Genomic DNA, 19224 nt, shown 5'->3' with positions numbered 1-19224 from the left:
ATCGAACAGCATGGCGGGACGATCGCGGTCGAAAGCGAAGCGGGAAAAGGAACGCAGTTTACGGTTACGTTGCCATTAGGAGAGAATAAAGCGTAAAAACGGCTATTCGCTTTTGTAAATGCCTCCGTTTAGGAATCATCGCATGATTCACGGCGGCTGCGTTCTTTCGGCGATTTCTCCCCTTCCCATTTCTCTTCAATTTTCGGATGCTGGAAATCCCACAAGCCATTTCAATGACGTCTCTCAGAAGCCTGGGAACGATTTTCGACATATTGAAGCAAATGGCGGAGAGGAGAGGGAGGAATAAAAAATATAAAATGGCAGATAACGAAAGCATTTAACCGTTATCTTTTGAAAGGAGTTCTGCAATCTTATCCAGTTCAATTACGCCGAGAGTTGGTTTCCTCCTGCCGATGAAGGAACTTCGATCAACATGTTTTTGATCTACGCTATCAACTTTATGGATGAATATCTGGCATATCGTAGTTCCGGGTTTTAACATTATTGGAATTTCGCCGACATTGGATAATTCTAGGGTTAAACAACCAGTGAAACCTGGATGGACTCCGGTGGGTGTTGCAATGATAAGTCCGTGCCTTCCCCAAGAAGATCGTCCAATAACATAAGCGGCGCGATTAAATGGCATTCGAATCCATTCCATGGTAATACCAAGTACAAACGCTTTTGGATGGAGAACAAAACCTTCTCCATAAGGAACATAATAAGATTTTGTCAGTTTGGCTTCATTGGGAGCATCATGATGTTTTTCATAAACATCAAGTAAACCTGTACGGCTTGGCCTACACGTCAAAAACCAACAGCCTAACCGGATATCGACAGAGGCGGCTCCTGATTCTTTAAGTTCTTTCAAATTCAGCTGGGGGGCGATAATCATAGGATCATCGGGATTTTCTGGATTTTCCAATTCCCGTGCAATTAGATCGGCTTTGAGTATCATGTCGTTTGTTTCAACCGTTCATAAATTTCCGTAACTTCCATACTTTTAAGTATGAGATCGCGTAAAACTCGGTTTCTATCTTCAGGTTTGATTTGATGTACATTGCTCCAGAGATTCTCGTCCAGAGCGCATTCCCAACCGGCGTTTAATATATCTGAAAGCGATGCTTGCTTTGCGGTAGGCGCAACCCAATTCTGAAACTCATTTCGTATGTTTTTCACCTTGTCGCGATCTCTTTTTGGAACTGCCTTGTTATCCGCAAAATTCTGCGTTAACTTGACTAAATCAGGCATAAGCGCTTTCGAAACGTCATCCGCGATCGACACAAGCAATTTTGTCGCAGGCTCGTCTGGTTCGTCGCCATCTTTAAAATCCGACGCAAAATTCGGCTCAACTTCTACATCCAAGGCCTTGGCTGCTTCCATGAGAAGAGATGCGCGACGCCGATTGTTGGGATATCGCAATGATCGTCGTCCAGGTCTACCTGGCGAAATCAAATAGGCAAAAGCGTGAAGGTAGGATTCTGCAAAAAGGCGTAAGCCAATAATATCGCAAAAGATTTCCTCTGTTTGCATTAATGCCCAATTGTAAGCGTTTATCCAAGTGTTTGACGTGAATAAATCCGTTCCTGCTTTAATATCATTTTTTTTGATTCCTGGATAGATTTTTTGGTAGTTATTCCAGTGTCTTTCCGTTAACAATTCTTCTACAACGTGTTTATCAATTATCGGTTCGAACTGTTTCGAATGATTGTATGTTTTCCAAACGGAATGACCTAATTCATGCCCCGCTAAAGGCGTTAGCAATGGATTGCCTGATTCATGCGCAGGTAAACCGATAAGAACGAATTCGGGTAAAGCGGGGATTGATCTATAAACAAAAGGAGAAAAATCCCATTCGGACGAAATGATCAATTTCGTATTTGAACTTAAAATAATTCTTGCCAGACGTAAAAGGGGGAAATATGTTTCGAATCCATTTCGGACGTTCGTCGAGCGGAGTAGGAAACCGAGAAACGGCAGATAAAGAAAAATCAGATGAAGAGATGCTCCGCACTCAATTTGCGCTACGCTGGGAGTCGTATCCGGAAAAACTTTATCGAGGACGGATTTTTGAGAATTGAACGTCTGCTGTAAAAGGGCTACGGCTTCTCGTGAAAAAGAATAAGGAAAGTCGGATTCCTTTAACCGTTCAATCTCATGGAGAACTGCGACAATCCTTTTTCTTGCATGGTCTATTATAGACACCTTCAACTCCGAAAGGGATGGGGTGGAATATCTAAATCAAATATGGATTGCTGGAAGGCTATAGCTGCCCTTGAGAGAGCTACGCAGAAATCACGAGCTGCTTCAAGTTCTTTTTGATTTTCTGTCGGATTATCTTTAGATAATGAATTAGCGATGCCATCCGCTTCCTTTAGTAACTGAGGAATCTGAAGAGGCGCTTTATAATTCTTACTAGATTTCGCTATCGCCTCGCCCAGAACGATAAGCGTCGCTCGATCCATGAGAGAGCATGGGGCGTCATCGTGCGTTTCAAGTTTTATGGAGTTCTTTAAGCGTTCAGATAAAAGTCTAATTGCCGTTAAATCACTTCCTCGATTCGCAAGCAGGTTGTCGATGTCGATAGCTGCCTCCGATGCAAGAAAAGGAAGATCATGATCGAGCGCACTGAGTTTTTGATCATTGGGTATTAACGTTATAGGAGAAGTCATTAGAAAGACCTCATTTCTTGCGTTTTAATGGGATGTTTTATTGTACAAATGAACAGAAAAAACGCAAGAGCAATTCTAGTTTGTTGTCTTAAATAATTTTCAGTCTAGATACCTCATACTTCTCCCCTTCCCATATCCCTTCAATTTTCGGATGATAGCTTAAACGAAAATCTAACAATCAAAATAAATGAAGAAATGAGGATGAAGACGATGCGCGCTTTAGCCGGAATATTCGCGGTTCTGTTTTCTTACGCTGCGAGCGTTGGCGCCGAGACGCTGGACTTGTCGCAAATGGGGGGATGGACGATCGTCGTCGCGGACGATGCGCTGGCCAGCGAGCAGTACGCCGCCCAGGAATTTCAGTCGCTCTTCAAACAGGCGGCGGATATCGAACTGCCCATCGCCGCCCAACCGCCCGCCGACGCTCGTAACGTATTCATCGGCCCCAGCGAAGCCATGAGCCGCAGTTCGGCGGCCGTCTCTCTCGATGGGCTGGGCGAAGAGGATTTGCGCCTCCGCGTCACAGCGGACAACATCGTTATCGCGGGAGGACGTCCGCGTGGAACGCTGTATGGCGTCTATGAATTCATGGAGCGCTATCTGGACGGGCGGTTTTTGACGTTCGATCATACCTATTTCCCGGCGGCGAAATGGCGGATTTCCTGGTTGATTCCCTGCGAGGAATATACGTACAAGCCGCCTTTCGCTTTCCGCTGGCCGTATTATAAAGAGAATTACGATCATCACGATTTCGCCGCGCGGCAGCGCGTCAATACCACGCCCAGCGAGGATCAATACGGCGGAATTTCGAACCAGAGTTTAATCAGCCATACGCTCTATCATTTTCTTCCCGTAGAGAAATACGGCGCGGAACATCCCGAATATTTCGCCCTTGTCGATGGAGAGCGCAAGTTGAAAATGGGCGGCGGCGGGCCGGAAGTTTGCGTAACCAATCCCGACGTCATCGAGATCGTGGCGGAAAACGTCATTCACGATCTGGACGCCAATCCCAACCAAAAGAATATCAGCGTCAGTCAGAACGACAACGACGATTATTGCCGCTGCGAGAAATGCGAGGAGATTACCCAGCGCGAAGGAACGCCGATGGGACCGCATCTCGCCTTCGTCAACGCCGTGGCCGAGCGCGTGGAAAAGAAATATCCCGGCGTCAAGATCGGCACGCTGGCCTACTGGTATACGCGCAAGCCGCCCAAGACCATCCAGCCGCGGGCGAATGTGCAAATCCAACTTTGCAGCATCGAATGCTGCACGCTCTATCCCATCGACGATCCCGGCAGCAAGAAGAATCGCGAGTTCTGCCAGGACATGGACGACTGGAGCAAAATTTGCAGCGACATTTGGGTGTGGAATTACAATACGAATTTCAGTTTTTACGATCTGCCTTTTCCCAATCTGCGCGCCATCGGCCCCAATGTGAAGTATTTTCTGAAGAACAACGTCAAGGGATTGTTCATGCAGGCCAACGGCAACGGCAATTCCGGCGAGCTGTGCGATCTGCGCAATTACGTCCTATCCCGCTGCATCTGGAATCCGGCGTTGGACAGTTGGGCGCTGGCCGAAGAGTTTTGCCGGCTGCATTATCGCGGCGCGGCGCAGCCCATTTTGGATTATTTGACCATGCTGCACGACAACGCCGAGGCTTCCGGCTACGAACCGAATTGCTTCCCCCGCCCGGTGGAGTTGGGCTTGCGGCCGGAGATTTCGGAGAAAGCGTACGATTATTTTCAAAAGGCGCTGACGCTGGCGGATAACGAATCCATCCGCGCCCGCGTGGAAAAAGCGTCCATCTGCGCCTATCGCGCCGTGCTCGAAACTTGCGGACAGACCGTCTTGGAAGAGGGAAAGATAAAAGTAACATACCCGGAAAAATTCGGAAATGTCATCGAACGCTATAAGGAACTCTGCCAACGCCATAACATGACGATGGCGGCGGAAACCATGCCCGCCGAAGAATATTTTAAAACGCTGGATAAGGCGGCGAAGGAAGGCGTCGAAGCCGTCCGCCTCGAAAATTCGCAATGGCGTCTGACGTTCGTTCCGGGAAGAAACGGGCGCATGGTGGAAATGATTTATAAGCCCGCCCAGCGCAATCTTCTCTTCGACGTTGGCCGCGTCGGCCTGGCGAGATTCACCCACGAAGGAACTTGTCAGGAATTGGGACTGAAAGGATACGATCACAATCAACCATCCGAATTTACGGCGCAGGCGGAGGAAAATTCGCTGACGTTATCCAAGACGCTGCCCGACGGCTCGACGCTAGTGCGGCGCATGGCTTTATCCGAAGAAGCCCCGAGTAAAATTTCCTGCGAGACGACGCTGACCCATAACAGCGACGAGCCGAAAGTTTATCAAATCAAGATGCGCCCCGAATTCGATACGGACGTTTTGTCTGACGATTGCAAAGTTCTATCGGCTTATATCAAGAATGACGATTGGATTTTGTTTAATGAAGGTTGGAAAAATGCAAACGGCCCACAAAGCGATTTATTGAAGAACGCTAAAGGCGGCGCTTACGCTTTCTTCAACCATGCGAAGGGCTATGGCGTGTTGGAAACCTACGACGCGGAAAAACTCTCGCCTTCGCTATTGTGGAATACGGGCCGCCCTCACGCGAATCTGGAATTGATTTCCGGCGAGGTGGAATTGAAGAAAGGCGAGTCGTTGACGCTGCCGTATCAATTCGAATATTTAGATAAACCGCCTTTTGAATGATGAATGATGAATGATGAAAAAAGCAAGATAAGGCGCGCTTTTTCGATCCATCGGTTTTTGATTGGGATTGAAATCGGCGTCTATTTGCGCTTACTCCTTTCCATAAAAAAAAGAATCATGGCATAATGTTTCCTAGCATTCCGACTAGGCGCTCCATGAAGGCGCCGTAAATTGGGATACGATCAATAAAAGCGATATAGATTCATGTTCTATAAATTTTTAACCTGTTAGTGGGAAAGGAAATCGTAATGGCAAGAACCGATAAATACCGTTTTTCGTTTGGCCCGTGGAACATTCACGAGGGCGGCGATCCTTTTGGACCCGTCGTGCGCAAGGAACGTTCATTTGCGAACAAATTGAAAGAATATAAAAAACTGGGCTATTCGGGCGTACAACTGCACGACGACGACGTCGTCCCCGCCGACTGGGACGAAATCCAAACCCGCAAGGGCGTCGCCCGCGTGCGCAAGGCGATCGAGGGCGAAGGACTGAAGCCGGAATTCGTCGCGCCGCGATTGTGGGAAGACCCGCGCACCATCGACGGCGGCGTCACCTCCAACAATGTGAAAGAACGGCAATACGCCATCGACCGCTCCAAGCGCTGCGTAGATATCGCCAATATGGTCGGAACCAATCTGATCGTCTGGTGGCCCGCCCGCGAGGGAACCTACATGCGTGAATCCAAAGACGCCAAGGTCTCTATCGACCGCATGGTGGAATGGCTGGATATCCTGCTCGATCACGATCCCAACGTCAAAATCTTAGGCGAGATGAAGCCCAACGAGCCGATGGATCAAGCCTATTGCCCCACCGTCGGCCATTTCCTGGCGCTTTCCTATCGCTCCAAGGATCCCAAGCGCGTTGGGGCGTTGATCGAATCGGCCCATTCCATCCTGGCGGGGCTTGATCCTTCCGACGATATGGCCTTCGCGCTTTCCTGCGGCAAATTGTGGAGCGTGCATCTCAACGACCAAAACGGTTTGAAATATGACCAGGACCGTTCCTTTGGCTCCGTCAACCTGCGCCGCGCCTTCAACCAGGTGGACGTGTTGGATCAAAACGGCTTCGGCCTCAACGGCGAATACGTCGGCCTCGACGTAAAAGCAATCCGCACGCAAAAAGACGCGGACGCGACGCTGCACCTGAAAAACAGCCGCGAGACGTTCAACCTGCTTTTAAGCGTCTCCCGCTCCATCGACCGTAAAGCGCTGGAATCGCTGCGGCAGAAGCGCAATTACGAAGCCATCGATGCGCTGATCTTGAAAACGCTGATGAATGTAAAATAGTAAGAATAGTTGAAAGAACGAGAAAGGGGCGATCCATGGATCGTCCCTTTTTCATGTAAGCAGCAAGTTTAGTTCAAAGCCCAGTTCGACTTTCTCCTTTGGATTTGACAGTGGAGCATCCATCAAAACAATCTCAATAAATTTCCCATCCAGCAACTTTCGTCGTTCCCGTGGTATAGATGAGAATGCGTTTGGCGCTGTGATCGGTGATGTAGAGGATTACTTCGCCGGATGTCTTTTTGACGGCGACGGCGTCCGTCGGTTCTGCAAAGGGGCCGTTCGGCGATTCCGAAGCATCCAACGTGAAGACGGGCTTGGAAGGATCCGACGGCTTGTAGAAAGCCATTTTACGTTGCGTCTCCGCATAATCGGGTATGACGATCAACTTGTTGTAGACATCGTATTCGATCAGTTGGGTGTTGGTTCCGTATTGCGAGTTGAGTCCGCCTTGGGCGATGAAGGCGTTTTGGAAGGAGGCGTAGCCTTCCAAAGCGGCGGGAGAGCCGCCCGCGAGCAGGTTGGCGCTATTGCCGAGGTTGTTGCCGTTTTTGGCGAGATAGATGTTATTCGTTTCGGGATCGTAAGCCAGGTCCCGTTGATAGGATTCGCTGCCAACCGCCGCATAGAGAGGCGTTGCGTCGTTGGCGTCCCAAAATTCCACCATGTTGAAGGTGCTGAGAGCTAGCGTATCGTCTGTGAGCAGTTCCACGCCGTTATAGCGTTTGTTGCCGTACACGATGCCGTCGAAGAAGGCTGGAACGGGCTTGAATTCCGGCGCGGGGCTGAGTTTGCGGACGGTGGCTGTAGCCGCAGCGCCGCTTTCCAGCGCCAAATATACGTTCCCTTTGCCGTCCACAGCGACGCCGGTGAAGCCGCGTCCCGCTGGAACGTCGGTTTCCGCCCCGTCGGCGGCTAACAGCTGATTGTCGAGGCCATTGGCGTTTAGTGGATCGGCGATATAGTAGCAGCGCGTTAAATTGGTTCCCGAAAAAGTGAAGACGGTGTAATAGACGCCGCCGTTGGCGTCCGCCGCGATGGCCAGCGGCTCGCCTTGCGTCGTGAATTCGGACAAGTACGAATAGGCTGGCGTCTGGGCGTAGGCGCCTATAGCGAAGAGTCCTGCGATGACGATGCAAAGAATGCGTTTCATGTTTCTATCCTTTCCTTGACATATGATATTTTGCGGATAATAAAGCGTAATGCGGTCGCAACAGATAGCAAGAGGTCTTTCATTCTTTTAAAATCGCGTATGTTCGTACTTTCGAAACGGGAGTATTCTGTATATTGATGGATCATTATCCTTTCAATGGCGCAACTGGAAGGATAGAAACTAAAGATGGACGAGATTCATCGCCGCTTCTAGGACGATCGGGCCAAGCGGCGGAAGGCCCCGAAGATGGAAGAAAAAACGTTAATTCTCATCGTCGATGATGAAGACGACATCCGGGAAAACCTTCGCGACTTCGCCGAATTCAAAGGATTTGAAGTCGTCGAAGCCTCGAACGGCCGGCAAGCGCTGGATCTGTTGGATCGCCATTGGCCGCAATTGATACTATCCGACCTGATGATGCCGGACGTAACCGGCTTGCAACTCTTGCAAGAATTGATGAATCGCGGCGTGGATATTCCCGTCGTCATCATGACCGCCTTCGGGACGATGGAATACGCCGTCGAAGCTATGAAGAGCGGCGCGGCGGATTTCGTTACCAAGCCCATCGATCTTACGTATTTACTAAAAGTTATGGAAAGGGTGTTGAAACGCAGCGCGATGGAACAAAAGATCAAGGAACAGCAGCGGCAATTGGAAGAGGATTTGAATCACGCCGCCGTCATTCAACGCAGCATGTTGCCCGAACCGTTCGAGACGCCTAACTTCTCGTTCCATTACCGGTTTCACCCCCTCATCGCCATCGGCGGGGATTATCTCACGCTGCATCAATTCAATTCCCGCAAGTTCGCCGTCGCCTTATATGACGTCAGCGGCCACGGCGTATCCGCCGCTTTAACGGCCAGCCTCGCCCACAATCATCTTCTGCGTCTCTTGGCGGAAGACCTGCCGCCTTCCCGCACCGTCGATTTGCTGAATCGCTTCGTCGATCGAAAGATGGTGAAATCGAGCATGTTCATCACGATGGTGGTTTCCGTCATCGATTGCGAGAAGGGGATTCTGACTCTATGCAATGCGGGGCATCCCGATGTTTTGATTTGGAAGAGAAATAAAGATATCCTGGAATTGGTCTCCTCGCATATACCGCCCATCGGCCTTTGCGAGAATATTTTAAGCGACCAGAATGAAACCCGGATCGAAATCGAATCGGGCGACCGGTTGATGTTCTACACCGACGGCGTCACGGAAGCCCGCAACCCTCAGAACGTTATGCTAGGGAAGAACGGCCTGAAAGAGATGGCGGCGAAGCATTGCCGCCTGCTTCCCGAAGCGTTTCTGCGTCAGTTCTTCCTCGATCTAAACGAATATCAAGCTGGCGAAGCCGATGACGATATGACCTTCGTCGTCGTGGATATCAAGTAGGCTTCGCGGAATTTATGCAATAACCAATCCTTCTCCATCCAATTCGATATCATGATAAGTCAAGGACCGGCTGTCTTTGAGGGGATGGAGAATATCGCGCATCTTATCCTTAGTTCGCGGTTCCTTCGCAATAAGAATCATAAAACCGCCCCCACCTGCGCCGGTGAGCGCGGCGCCGTAGATATGAGGCCGCAGCATAGCCAGCATTTCCGCCACGTTCGCCGGTTCGACGCCGCCCGCTATGCGCTTCTTTTGCTCCCAATAATTGTCTAGCGCCGAGCCGACGGCTTCCAAATCGGAAGCGGCTAAGGCTTGGCGCATCGCTTCCGCATTGCGAACGAGATCGTCCACGACGCGCACCATTTCCGGAATTCGGGCATACCAGCGGCGAATCACGTCCTGAAGCAGGTTGCGCGCCAGACGGGTGCGGCCGGTGTAGATCAACATCCAGTGGGCGTTCAACGTCCGCCGGAAATCGTCCGACAACGGGATCGGTTTGCTTTCGACGTGCAGGGGAATAGAGGCGGAGGAGCGGGTGATTTTCACGCCGGGATAAAGCCCTCCCGCCTGGTCCTGCCAGCCGCCGCCGGTAGTCAGCATTTGTTCCAGGCGGAGAACGGCGTGGACGAGGCTCTCGTTATCGTAACGGAAGCCGATCGTCTTTCCCAACGCCGCGAAGAGCGCCGCCGCCAGGATGCTGCTCGTTCCCAATCCCGAACCGGTGGGCAGGCGCGACCAGGTATGAATTTCCAATCCACCGCCTCGTTGTTGCAGCTGCTCCGAAAGCGGCTGCGAAGACGAGAGCGAGACGATTCCCGCGCAGAGAATCGCCGCTTTAACCAACGCGCCCGGCGCCAACGGTTGGGCGTAAGTAGATAAATCGGAGAGAGAACGGCAGAGCAAGGGAGCGTCGAAATCATCCTGCATGATCTTGACGATTGGTTCGTCAAGGCGGCGCACCTTGGCCCCGATGGGCTTCTCGCCGTCCACTTTCACCGCCGCGTTGACGACGGCGCCACCGTGCTCGAAGGTTATCGGCGGCGTATCCGACCAGCCTCCCGCGAGATCGACGCGGGCGGGAATTTCGGCGATAGACCATTCGCCTATAACGGCGGGGGGACAGGGCGTTTGCTGGATGGAAGCCGTCTCGACCGTCTTGCGGATCAAAACCTGCGCCGCGCCTTCGTAATGGCGGGCGGCGCGCATGAGAAATTCGGGACTGCCCAGCCAATGCTTCCGCTCTTCGGCCAAAACCGCCGCCGCTTCCGCCATCGCGCCTTGTTCCAATAGACGAAAGCCCTGCTTCCAAGCAACATTGCGCGCCGGGCCGGAACGCAGCCCCGCCCGGTTGCCCGCGAAGGCGGCCAGCAGGTCGGCGATGCTGGACAGCGTTCTCGCCGCCGCGTCGAATGGAGCCGAAGACAATGCCCCATCCAGCGCATGAAGCGCGTCCAGATGGTTCTCGCGCGCGCAACGGGCGAAGATGGGCAGCAGGCATTCGTCCCGCCGTTCGGAGAGGACAATCCCCATCCGCAGCCGATCCATTTTATGCGTCAGTTTCCGCCGCCATAGAAATTCCGCTTCCGGATTGGCCAACCGTTGGATGTCGGCGAAGGATAGGCGCTCCGCATTGCGCCAGCGGCGCAGCATCTCGCCGGAAGGGGAAGCGGGATGTTGCAGCCATAAGACGGTCTCTCCCGAATCGCCCGGCGCGATCATGGGGAAGAGCCGCGCATTCCAAAGCGTTCTTTTCTCCGGTTCGACGCAAGGCCATATTTCTTCCAGCGCAAGGCCGGTTCGTTGCAGGAAATCGCTCCAGGGCTTATTCAGGTAGGTGGCTTGGTGATTTTGAATGGGGCATTTTACGCTATCGTCTACTCCGATAACGGCGATGACATGCCGTTCGTTATCTTCTGCGCCGGGCAGCAATTGAATCTCTTGAACCGCGATGTTATCCAACACGATCAAGTCCGAACGAGGACGCAATCCCGAAACGAAAGCGCTTTCACCGATATTCCAACCGCCGCGCAATTCGGAATGCTCGATGACGGCGTTTTTCTGCACGGAGCCGCTTCCGGCGAGAAGGCTGTTGACGAGTGCGGCGCCGTCCGCCGTTGCGGGAGGCTCGATGTAGGATTGGACTTTCTCCGTCAAATGGTAATGTTCCCGAAGTGGTGAATCGGCGACGAACATATCGACGTATTCCCGCGTCGTTCCCAAGTGAGCGAAGACGCCGGCTTGCGATACGGCGGCATGAAAGGGAACCGTATGAAGGGAATTCCATAACAACTCGCGCGCGCGGCGCAAAGCGGGAGAGGCGGGATCGCCAATATAGGTTTCCCTCTCGGCGTTTTGCGCCATGCAGAGGAGAATGTCGGAGTAGAGTTCGAAGCGCAAGGGAACGGCGCCGTTGTCCACTCCTAAATAAGTGCAAGCGTCCAACGGCGGCGCGACGTGCAGATTCAGCAAGGTTTTCGTGGTTTCGCCGCAAAAATAAACGACGCCGCTGTCGACGAGGACGGAGCCGCCGGGACGAACGGCGCCCGCTTGGCGCAAGGTTTCCTCCGGTTCTTTTTGGAAAAAGGCTTCGACCTGAGAGGAACCGTCTTTAAGTTTATAGACGCCATGCTTGGGACCATAGGATAAATCGGCGGGAATAGCCAATCCCGTCGCGCCCGGACGCGACCAATCCAAATCGTCTTCCGGAATGAGGAGCATTACGTCGCCGCTGGCGGCGAAAAATCCCGGCGGCGATGAGGCGCAAACGCGAGAGAGCGCATCCAGCAAGAGATCGAGCGGCGTCAACAATTCGCCGTCCTCTCCCAACGCTGGCAGAGTGGAGAAGGCTTTGCCGCAGACGGAGCAAGAAGGAATGCGCTGGCTGTCGCCGCCGGAATGCAGAATGAGAATATGCGACGAAGAAATAACTTCCGGATCGATGAAAGAGCGCCCCGCTTGAGCCGAAAGATATTCCGCTACGGCCACCAAGGCGTTCAGCGTGGCGCCGCCGCTGCCAACGCGCGCCGACGATGGATCGGGAACCGCAAGCAGAATCGTCTCTTCGGGAATAACGCCCCGTTTTTGGCGCAGGAGCAATTCCTGGCGATAGGCGCGCGCTTGTTCCGCGCTAGCGGCGGTTACGGCGATAGCCGACCAAATTTTTCTTTTATGGTTCGCAAGGCTGAAATCGTAATTTCCCATGAATGACGCCATAGTCTTCCCTGCCTTTTGTTCCCAAAGGTCTCTTTCTGGATTGAGTGTTTATAGTTCAGATTCTTCAAGACGCCAACAGAAAATCCTATCAACATAATCCTGCGCCGACCTGATAGAGCAAAATACGCTCCCAAATCTCCCTCATCTATTCAACACAGGAATCTATATTTTCTGAGAAGATCGCTCCCTCATTCTCCATCATTCTTTTTCCCTTTCTTGGCTTTCTTGGTCTTGGTTTTTGCGAGTCTCTTTCTCTCCAATTCGAACACTTGCGCCGATCGAGGTTATAGTATTTCACTGAATAGCGTTTTCCGTCAGCGGCAGTTGTCAAGTATTCCTTGACAACTGAATCCTCCTCCAACTCGCCCTCCTCGAAAATATTTCGAATATGGAGGCCGATGTTCTGTTTTGTGGTCTCAAACAAATTCGCCAGAGCGATCTGAGGAAGCCAGACCGTTTCTCCCTCCAACCTCACGAGAATGCGATTTCGTCCGTCATCGGTCCGATAAACAACTACTTCGCCCCCCGGTTTGTTCTGCATATCGCTCATTCCGACACCTCGGCAAGCATATCCGCAATTTCCGTCTCGATCTTCTTAAGGTCGGCATTGTTCTCCTCTAACGGGTATGGAAGAATGTCCATATAAAACAACGATTAAATTGAAATCGTAAACGCCGTTGAATGCTTATTGTTTGATAGACGATTATCCTTGCCATTTCATAACGCGCTTTCGATAATTTAATTGCTCATGGCGCGCGCGAAGAGAGGCGGCGCGCATGGCAGATGCTCCCAATAAATATAGCGATGAAGTTAAAATCCCATTCGTTTGAAGGCGCGGCGCAGGCTGTTGTCGGAAACGAAAAGAACGGCGGGGCGTCCATGCGGGCAGACGTTGCGGCGGGGAATTTTTTCCAAACCCCGCACAATGGCCTGCATCTCTTCCGGCGGCAAAGGATCGCCGAATTTGACCGCCGTCTTGCAGGCCAGCGTATGCAGCGCTCTATCCTGCTTTTCCTTTAGGCTGCCTTCGCGCATCGCTTCGCCCAAAAAATCCTTGATGAATTCCTCCGCTTGCTGGTCGCCAAGCGGGGAAGGGATGGAATGGATCGCAAAAGTTCTTGGTCCGAAAGGTTCGATGTCGAATCCCAAATTCTTGAAAACTTCCCGATGTTCCTCGACCAGGGCGGCGTCTTCGGGGCTAAAATCCATCGTGAGCGGAAACAGCAAAGTTTGGCTGGCTAGGGAAGCGTTTTGGGATCGCGTCAGATATTTTTCGAAGAGAAGACGCTCGTGGGCGGCGTGCTGGTCGATGATATAAAGGCCGTCTGCCGATTCCGCCAGGATGTAACTGTTCAGCAATTGCCCCCGCACCAGCAATACGCCCGCCTCTTCCAACGAACGGGGAATAAGTAAATCCTCCGGCTTTTTTTCCTGCGGCAGAAGATCGCCCAAGGCGTTATCCAAGGAAGGGCGTTCGATCGCATCCGCTAATGGTTTTCGATTCAATTGCGACAACGATTCCCTAGGCGCGATGGTTGGCGGCGATTCTTGCTTCGCAATGGCGGGCGGCGTTTCCACTTCGCGCCGCGGGACGGCTGCTGGCGGGATCGTATCAGCGGAAGGATGAATCGTTTCCGGCGCCGCTGCCGGTTCTTCCTGTTTTTCCACTTCGCTATAACGCGATAGCGGAGGGGCGATCGGTTTCTCTGGTTTATCTTCCTCGCGCATCCATTCCGCGCCCATTTGGAGAATTTGGGCGCCGAAGCGCGAGCGGGGCGGAGCGGGGATGGGAGCGTCTTTTTCCTGCTTCAACGAATCGAAGATGGTTTGCGTCTCCTTGCGCGCCTCTTCGCGCACATCCCACGCCTGGCGGATGGCGCCGTAAACAGCGGAGAAGACGGCGTCCTCGCGGGAGAACTTGATTTCCTGCTTCGTGGGATGAACGTTCACATCGATTTCGCGGGGATCGATTTCGAAATAGAGAAAGGCGGCGGGAAAGCGTCCGGCGGGGAGCAGGTTGCGGTAGCCGTTCATCATAGCCCGATGAAGCAAGCGGTCTTTGATGTAGCGGTCGTTGACGAAAAAAAAGATATGCTGCGCTCCATTGCGGGTAAGCGTTGGACGGGAGATCAAGCCGGAGACGGAAATCACGGGCGAATCCAGGCTGACGGGAATCAGGTTTTCCAAAATATCTTTGCCGAAAAGTTGTTTGATGCGTTCGGGGCGGTTGCCTGCGGCGGGAAGGTCGAGAGTGCGGCGTCCATTTTGCGCGTAGGTGAAATGGATATTTTCGTGAGCCAAGGCGTTCCAGGTGATGGCGGCGAGAACGTGCCCTTGCTCCGTAAGGGGCTTTTTGAGGAATTTGCGGCGCGCAGGCGTATTGTAGAAAAGATCGCGTACGGTGACGGAGGTTCCCGCCGCCGCGCCGGTTGGTTTAATCGGGCGTTCCACGCCGCCTTCCACTTGGGCCAAAGAACCCAATTCGTCTTCGGCGCGCCGGGTTTTGATTTCGAAGCGGGAGACGGAAGCGATGGCCGCCAGCGCTTCTCCCCGGAAGCCTTTAGTATGAATCGAAGCGAGATCGTCCGAAGTGCGGATTTTGCTAGTGGCGTGACGTTTGACGCAGAGGGCGGCGTCATCGGGGGACATTCCGCAGCCGTTGTCCGTAACGCGGATCAGTCTTAGGCCGCCATCCTCCACTTCCACATCGATGCGTTTGGCTCCGGCGTCGACGGCGTTGTCGATCAGTTCCCGCGCCACGGAGGCGGGCCGTTCGACCACCTCGCCCGCCGCGATGCGATTGGCTACTTCCGGAGGCAGAATCTGGATCATGGAAACGGATTGATATTCCTTTCGGCGCGAGAAGGCCATTGATTTGGCGCAGCGTTCCGCGGCATTATTCTCCAGCGGAATCCGACGGTCCGCCATCGCCGCGCCGCAGCAGGACGGCGAACATGCCCACCGTTCCCCCTACGCAGAATAAGGAAGCGAAAAAGCCCATCGCGCCGCTTCCATCGGGGCCGGTCATGGCCAGGAAAACCAATCCCATCAAGAAGAAGACGAAAAAAATAAAGAAAAGGGCGATAGGCTTGCGCGGCGTCAACGGTTATCCTTGCAGAATCGAAATCGGCGATGGATTCACCAAAGTATAAACGCAAACTATCCGATCGGAATGGCGAAGAATCGAAAGGATCGCAAAGGAATTGTATTGTTAATCTCCGTTTCTCTATAGACAGGAGCCGATGATAGGGTGTATATTGCTTCCCATATAATGTAAATTCTCGATTATTGTTAAGGAGATGGACATGAAAAAACTGTTTTTGGGGATGGCGTTATTGGCAGCGGCGGGAATGTTGGCGGATTCCGCCTTGGCGCAAGGAATAGGAACGGCGGGGGTCATGCGCGACGAGTTCGCCTTGGGATTGACCCCATCCATCAAGAGCCTTGGGATGGGCGGCGCTTATTTAGGCCTTCGGGGACCGCGTTCGATGAATCCCGCCGCTTTGGGCGGATACGAGCGAATCGAAGGCACGCTGACCTATGGCTTGTACGATCATCAAGACGGGCCGTTGGGGCATCGCGGACGGTTGGATGTGGTGTTGCCCAATCCATTTCCCAATTTGATTCCATTGGAAATGCTTGAAACGGCCGTGGCCCGGTTTATGGTGGACGGCGTCATCAGCGACGGCAACGAACCCACCCGATTGGGAAGTACGATCGATTACGATTCTACGACGTTGGGAATGCAAAGCGGCATAAAGGTTATGGATTGGCTGAACATCGGGTTTGGAGCCTATCCTTTCGAATCGGCGGATGTAATCCTCGAAGGTCCTGACTACATACTTGACGGGGAAGGCTTTTCTCAGTTTTTCAGCCAACAGATCGGCTTCCTGGTAACTCCGCACGAAAGGTTCAGCATCGGCGGCGAGTTCGTCTATATCAAAGACAGAATGGAAGCGAAGTTCACTCACAGAGCCCCAACGCCCGTAGTGAATCCGGAATCCATCGCCGCCATGGTCCCCGCTCCTGGAGATGTAACGGAGTCGGGACGCGCCTATTATCATATTCGTTATTTCGCCATAGGCGCAGCTTTTGAGCCTATCGACGGTACGTTATTGGCGTTGGATTATTGGTATGGCGAGATCAACGGCCTCAACCGGTGGGGATTCCCCTATACCGATATAGATGTCAGCCGCTGGAATTTCGGCGCAGAACAAAAACTCTGCGATTATTTCTATGTCCGAGCCGGTTCGAATAACGAAGGCGTTACGGCGGGCTTTACCGTTCGTGTGAATGACGACTTCGATATCGACTACGCTTACGCCTATGGATTCCTCGCCGACAAGGATGCGATATTCGGACGAACCGATTTTCATGGAATTTCAGCTACGTACCGCTTCTAACAACAAGACGATTTTTGTTTATACTAAAGGGCGGTTTTCGAACCGCCCTTTTTCATGAGCGTTGGGATTGGGGGAATGGCTTTGCGAACGAGAATCATGGCTTTTGCGAATTGTTTATGGGCGGGAGCGGCGGCGCTGCTGTTGTTCGCCTCGAGCGCCTTCGCCAGCGATCGGCCTGTGGTTTTCGAATTGTATACGATGGGGGCGGGATGCGCGGATTGCGCTTACGCCGAAGAGGCGGCGCGGAAGCTGCGGGAGGAGTATTCGGCGGACGATGTGGTCATAATGACCTTTCCGCTGGATGGCGAGAATCTCATTCCCGCCGCCATCTCGCGCTTGAAAATCGATTACAAGCAGACCGATCTCACGAAATTGCCCGCCGCGTTCTTCAATGGCGTCAGCAAAATCCTGGGCGCGAAAAAAGGCATCGAAACGGCGTATCGCAGCAATATCGAGTCGCGCCTGCTTCTTTCCTCTTCCTGGAAAATGTCCGCTGTGATGGAATTCGCCGGCGCCCGATTGACTTCTTCCGCAAGCGTTTCGACGAATGCGGCGCCTTCTCATGCGCTTGATCTTTATTGCGCGCTGGTTCAAAGCATGGCGGTCGCGCCGCCGTTGGCGCGGGATTTTATTAAAGCCGCTGTTGTCGCTTCCGCTTCCTTCGCCGCCGAGGTTTCTTTCGATAATCCCAATCCTGATGGATGCGAGGGCGTGGAAGTTTTTTGGCTGCTTCAGGATCCCTCGTCGATGGAAATACTCCAGGCGGCGCGGTCGTTCAATCTCTCCATGACGCCGACTCCCACGCCCACGGCAACGCCAACCGCCACGCCGACTTTTACGCCAACGCCCACAGCGACGATAACGCCCACAGCGACTCGAACGCCAACCATGACGCCCACGCCGACGCCGAGTTTCACGCCGACGTTTACCCCGACTCCCACGCCGACGAGTACTTCTACTCCAACGAATACGTCCACCGCCACGCCGACATTCACTCCCTCATCCACGCCAACGCCAACGCCGACATCGACGCCCACGATTACGCCGACATTTACTAATACGCCCACCATTACGCCGACGGCGACGGCGACATATACTCCCGCGCCGACGGCGACGTTTACCGTCACTCCCACGTTGACGCCGTTCGCCTCATCGCCAGGAGATATTAACGGCGATAACGCAATCGATGTTCTCGATCTCTATCATTTCGCCTATTATTGGAAAGAACGCGGGGGCCGGGGGGATTTGAATCGCGACGGCGTGGTGGACCGGAAGGATTTGTTTATCTTTATGCGAATTAAAAATTATTTTTCGCTTTAGGGGGTGGGATTGGGTAGATGCTAAAACGTTGAAGATTAGCCCCCTCACCCTAATCCATAAAAGGGTTAATCTTTACCCACAAGTAGAGGGTATTACTCAAGGGCAAAAACAACCTTCCTCTTGCCACCCCATTAATCAAGGGCGGAAGGAGCGTTTCATTTTTGCGTTTTCGAATCGCGAAAACACGAAAAGACGCGAATTCCACGAATTTTTTCAAATCACTGATTTCTCGGATGATATTGGATTTCATGGAGAAAAACCTTATCCACCGCTATTCCTAACGTCACCCTTTTTTCCCTTAGATAAAAAAGAATGACGATAGGAATCATATCATAAAAGAATATTCCCTTGGAATTCAATAAATGCGTTACAAAATTGGGAAACCGGGGCGGCAAAGTTACAGCATTTTATCTTTTTCTTTCATCTTTCTTTTCCGTGTTGCGATAGAAAAAATTGATGGAATGAAAGATATAATTTCCTTGCCGCCCTGCGGTTCAATCCAACTTTTTTCTCAGTTTACCGATTTCGCCAAGGGGCTTCATGCCTTATAGACAAGCCGGTTCCCAGGCGATCGCTTCGCCATTTCAATCCCAACAGAGCGAAACGACCGTGAGTTCCACCCCCGCTACTCATTCACCGATGCCCACCCTAAAAGGCTGAGCAAGGTTATCGACGATGCCATCCTCTTCCACTTCGCTTTTTAACGGCGAGTACGGCGGGGACTGCTCGGCGCGCGCCGTGAGAAGGTCCCTCTTTTATTATGGGGCGGGGCGCAAAATGGGGACGATAATGGAATAATGAATGATGAATGATGAAAAGGATTGATGGGAGCGATTATGAGAAAAATGGTGGGCTACGTTTCGCTTTTAGCTCACCCTACCCTACTTGGAGACTGGATGCCAAGGCAAGATTATTTCTGTCCGTGAAACATCCCATATTTTTCATCATTCATCATTCATCATTCATCATTTCTTTTATGGCTTTAATGAGCCGTTGGTTTTCCTCTTCCGTTCCGATGGCGATGCGCAGAACGGGGACGCCCGCGTTGACGTTGGCGGTTTGATCGG

Annotated in this window: 13 protein-coding genes; 5 read left to right on the top strand and 8 right to left on the bottom strand. The window is 52.4% G+C overall.

Annotated elements, in window-relative coordinates; all coding sequences use genetic code 11:
- Window positions 1–337: 337 nt before the first annotated feature.
- From dcd to AB1656_16055, 3 genes are read right to left on the bottom strand one after another with little or no spacing between them, the layout of a single operon-like run.
- Window positions 338–958: a dCTP deaminase gene (gene dcd, locus AB1656_16065; GenBank protein MEW6236899.1), complete on the bottom strand. Its 621-nt coding sequence runs from the start codon at window positions 956–958 to the stop codon at window positions 338–340.
- A complete protein-coding gene (locus AB1656_16060; protein ID MEW6236898.1) occupies window positions 955–2205 on the bottom strand; it encodes a hypothetical protein in 1251 nt (416 codons plus the stop codon). Before AB1656_16060 ends, dcd begins: the two co-directional genes overlap by 4 nt.
- A 2-nt stretch (window positions 2206–2207) precedes the next feature.
- Complete coding sequence (locus AB1656_16055; GenBank protein ID MEW6236897.1) at window positions 2208–2672, bottom strand: hypothetical protein; 465 nt, start codon at window positions 2670–2672, stop codon at window positions 2208–2210.
- Window positions 2673–2882: 210 nt separating this feature from the next.
- On the opposite strand from AB1656_16055, the gene AB1656_16050 reads away from it, so the two are divergent.
- Together AB1656_16050 and AB1656_16045 are read left to right on the top strand one after the other, a co-directional pair.
- Window positions 2883–5405, top strand: a complete 2523-nt coding sequence (locus AB1656_16050) for a DUF4838 domain-containing protein (protein ID MEW6236896.1) — start codon at window positions 2883–2885, stop codon at window positions 5403–5405.
- Window positions 5406–5653: 248 nt separating this feature from the next.
- Window positions 5654–6691 (top strand): TIM barrel protein, encoded by a 1038-nt coding sequence (locus AB1656_16045; protein MEW6236895.1) that lies wholly within the window; start codon window positions 5654–5656, stop codon window positions 6689–6691.
- Between the two features lie 133 nt (window positions 6692–6824).
- On the opposite strand, the gene AB1656_16040 is transcribed toward AB1656_16045, so the two are convergent.
- The gene (locus tag AB1656_16040; GenBank protein MEW6236894.1) at window positions 6825–7841 is read right to left on the bottom strand and encodes a hypothetical protein; all 1017 of its coding nucleotides are present in this window, start codon (window positions 7839–7841) and stop codon (window positions 6825–6827) included.
- A 246-nt stretch (window positions 7842–8087) separates the two neighbouring features.
- On the opposite strand from AB1656_16040, the gene AB1656_16035 reads away from it, so the two are divergent.
- The gene (locus AB1656_16035) at window positions 8088–9221 is read left to right on the top strand and encodes a SpoIIE family protein phosphatase (GenBank protein MEW6236893.1); all 1134 of its coding nucleotides are present in this window, start codon (window positions 8088–8090) and stop codon (window positions 9219–9221) included.
- A 12-nt stretch (window positions 9222–9233) separates the two neighbouring features.
- On the opposite strand, the gene AB1656_16030 is transcribed toward AB1656_16035, so the two are convergent.
- The 4 genes from AB1656_16030 to AB1656_16015 all read right to left on the bottom strand — a co-directional run bounded on the left by AB1656_16030 (window position 9234) and on the right by AB1656_16015 (window position 15537).
- Window positions 9234–12434, bottom strand: a complete 3201-nt coding sequence (locus tag AB1656_16030) for an L-fucokinase (GenBank protein ID MEW6236892.1) — start codon at window positions 12432–12434, stop codon at window positions 9234–9236.
- A 145-nt stretch (window positions 12435–12579) separates the two neighbouring features.
- Window positions 12580–12984 carry a hypothetical protein gene (locus AB1656_16025; GenBank protein MEW6236891.1) on the bottom strand — a complete coding sequence of 135 codons (405 nt, stop codon included), beginning with the start codon at window positions 12982–12984 and terminating at the stop codon, window positions 12580–12582.
- 260 nt (window positions 12985–13244) lie between these two features.
- Window positions 13245–15362: a DNA mismatch repair endonuclease MutL gene (gene mutL / locus AB1656_16020; protein MEW6236890.1), complete on the bottom strand. Its 2118-nt coding sequence runs from the start codon at window positions 15360–15362 to the stop codon at window positions 13245–13247.
- Window positions 15331–15537, bottom strand: a complete 207-nt coding sequence (locus tag AB1656_16015; protein ID MEW6236889.1) for a hypothetical protein — start codon at window positions 15535–15537, stop codon at window positions 15331–15333. The genes mutL and AB1656_16015 overlap by 32 nt, the downstream gene beginning before the upstream one ends.
- 202 nt (window positions 15538–15739) lie before the next feature.
- On the opposite strand from AB1656_16015, the gene AB1656_16010 reads away from it, so the two are divergent.
- Together AB1656_16010 and AB1656_16005 are read left to right on the top strand one after the other, a co-directional pair.
- Window positions 15740–16837: a hypothetical protein gene (locus tag AB1656_16010; GenBank protein ID MEW6236888.1), complete on the top strand. Its 1098-nt coding sequence runs from the start codon at window positions 15740–15742 to the stop codon at window positions 16835–16837.
- A 75-nt stretch (window positions 16838–16912) separates the two neighbouring features.
- Window positions 16913–18157, top strand: a complete 1245-nt coding sequence (locus AB1656_16005) for a dockerin type I domain-containing protein (protein ID MEW6236887.1) — start codon at window positions 16913–16915, stop codon at window positions 18155–18157.
- Window positions 18158–19224: the final 1067 nt, after the last annotated feature.

The organism is Candidatus Omnitrophota bacterium, from assembly GCA_040755155.1.
Taxonomy (GTDB): domain Bacteria; phylum Hinthialibacterota; class Hinthialibacteria; order Hinthialibacterales; family Hinthialibacteraceae; genus JBFMBP01.
The sequence above is the reverse complement of the archived record's forward strand: the minus strand, read 5'-3'. Positions and strand labels throughout refer to the sequence as shown.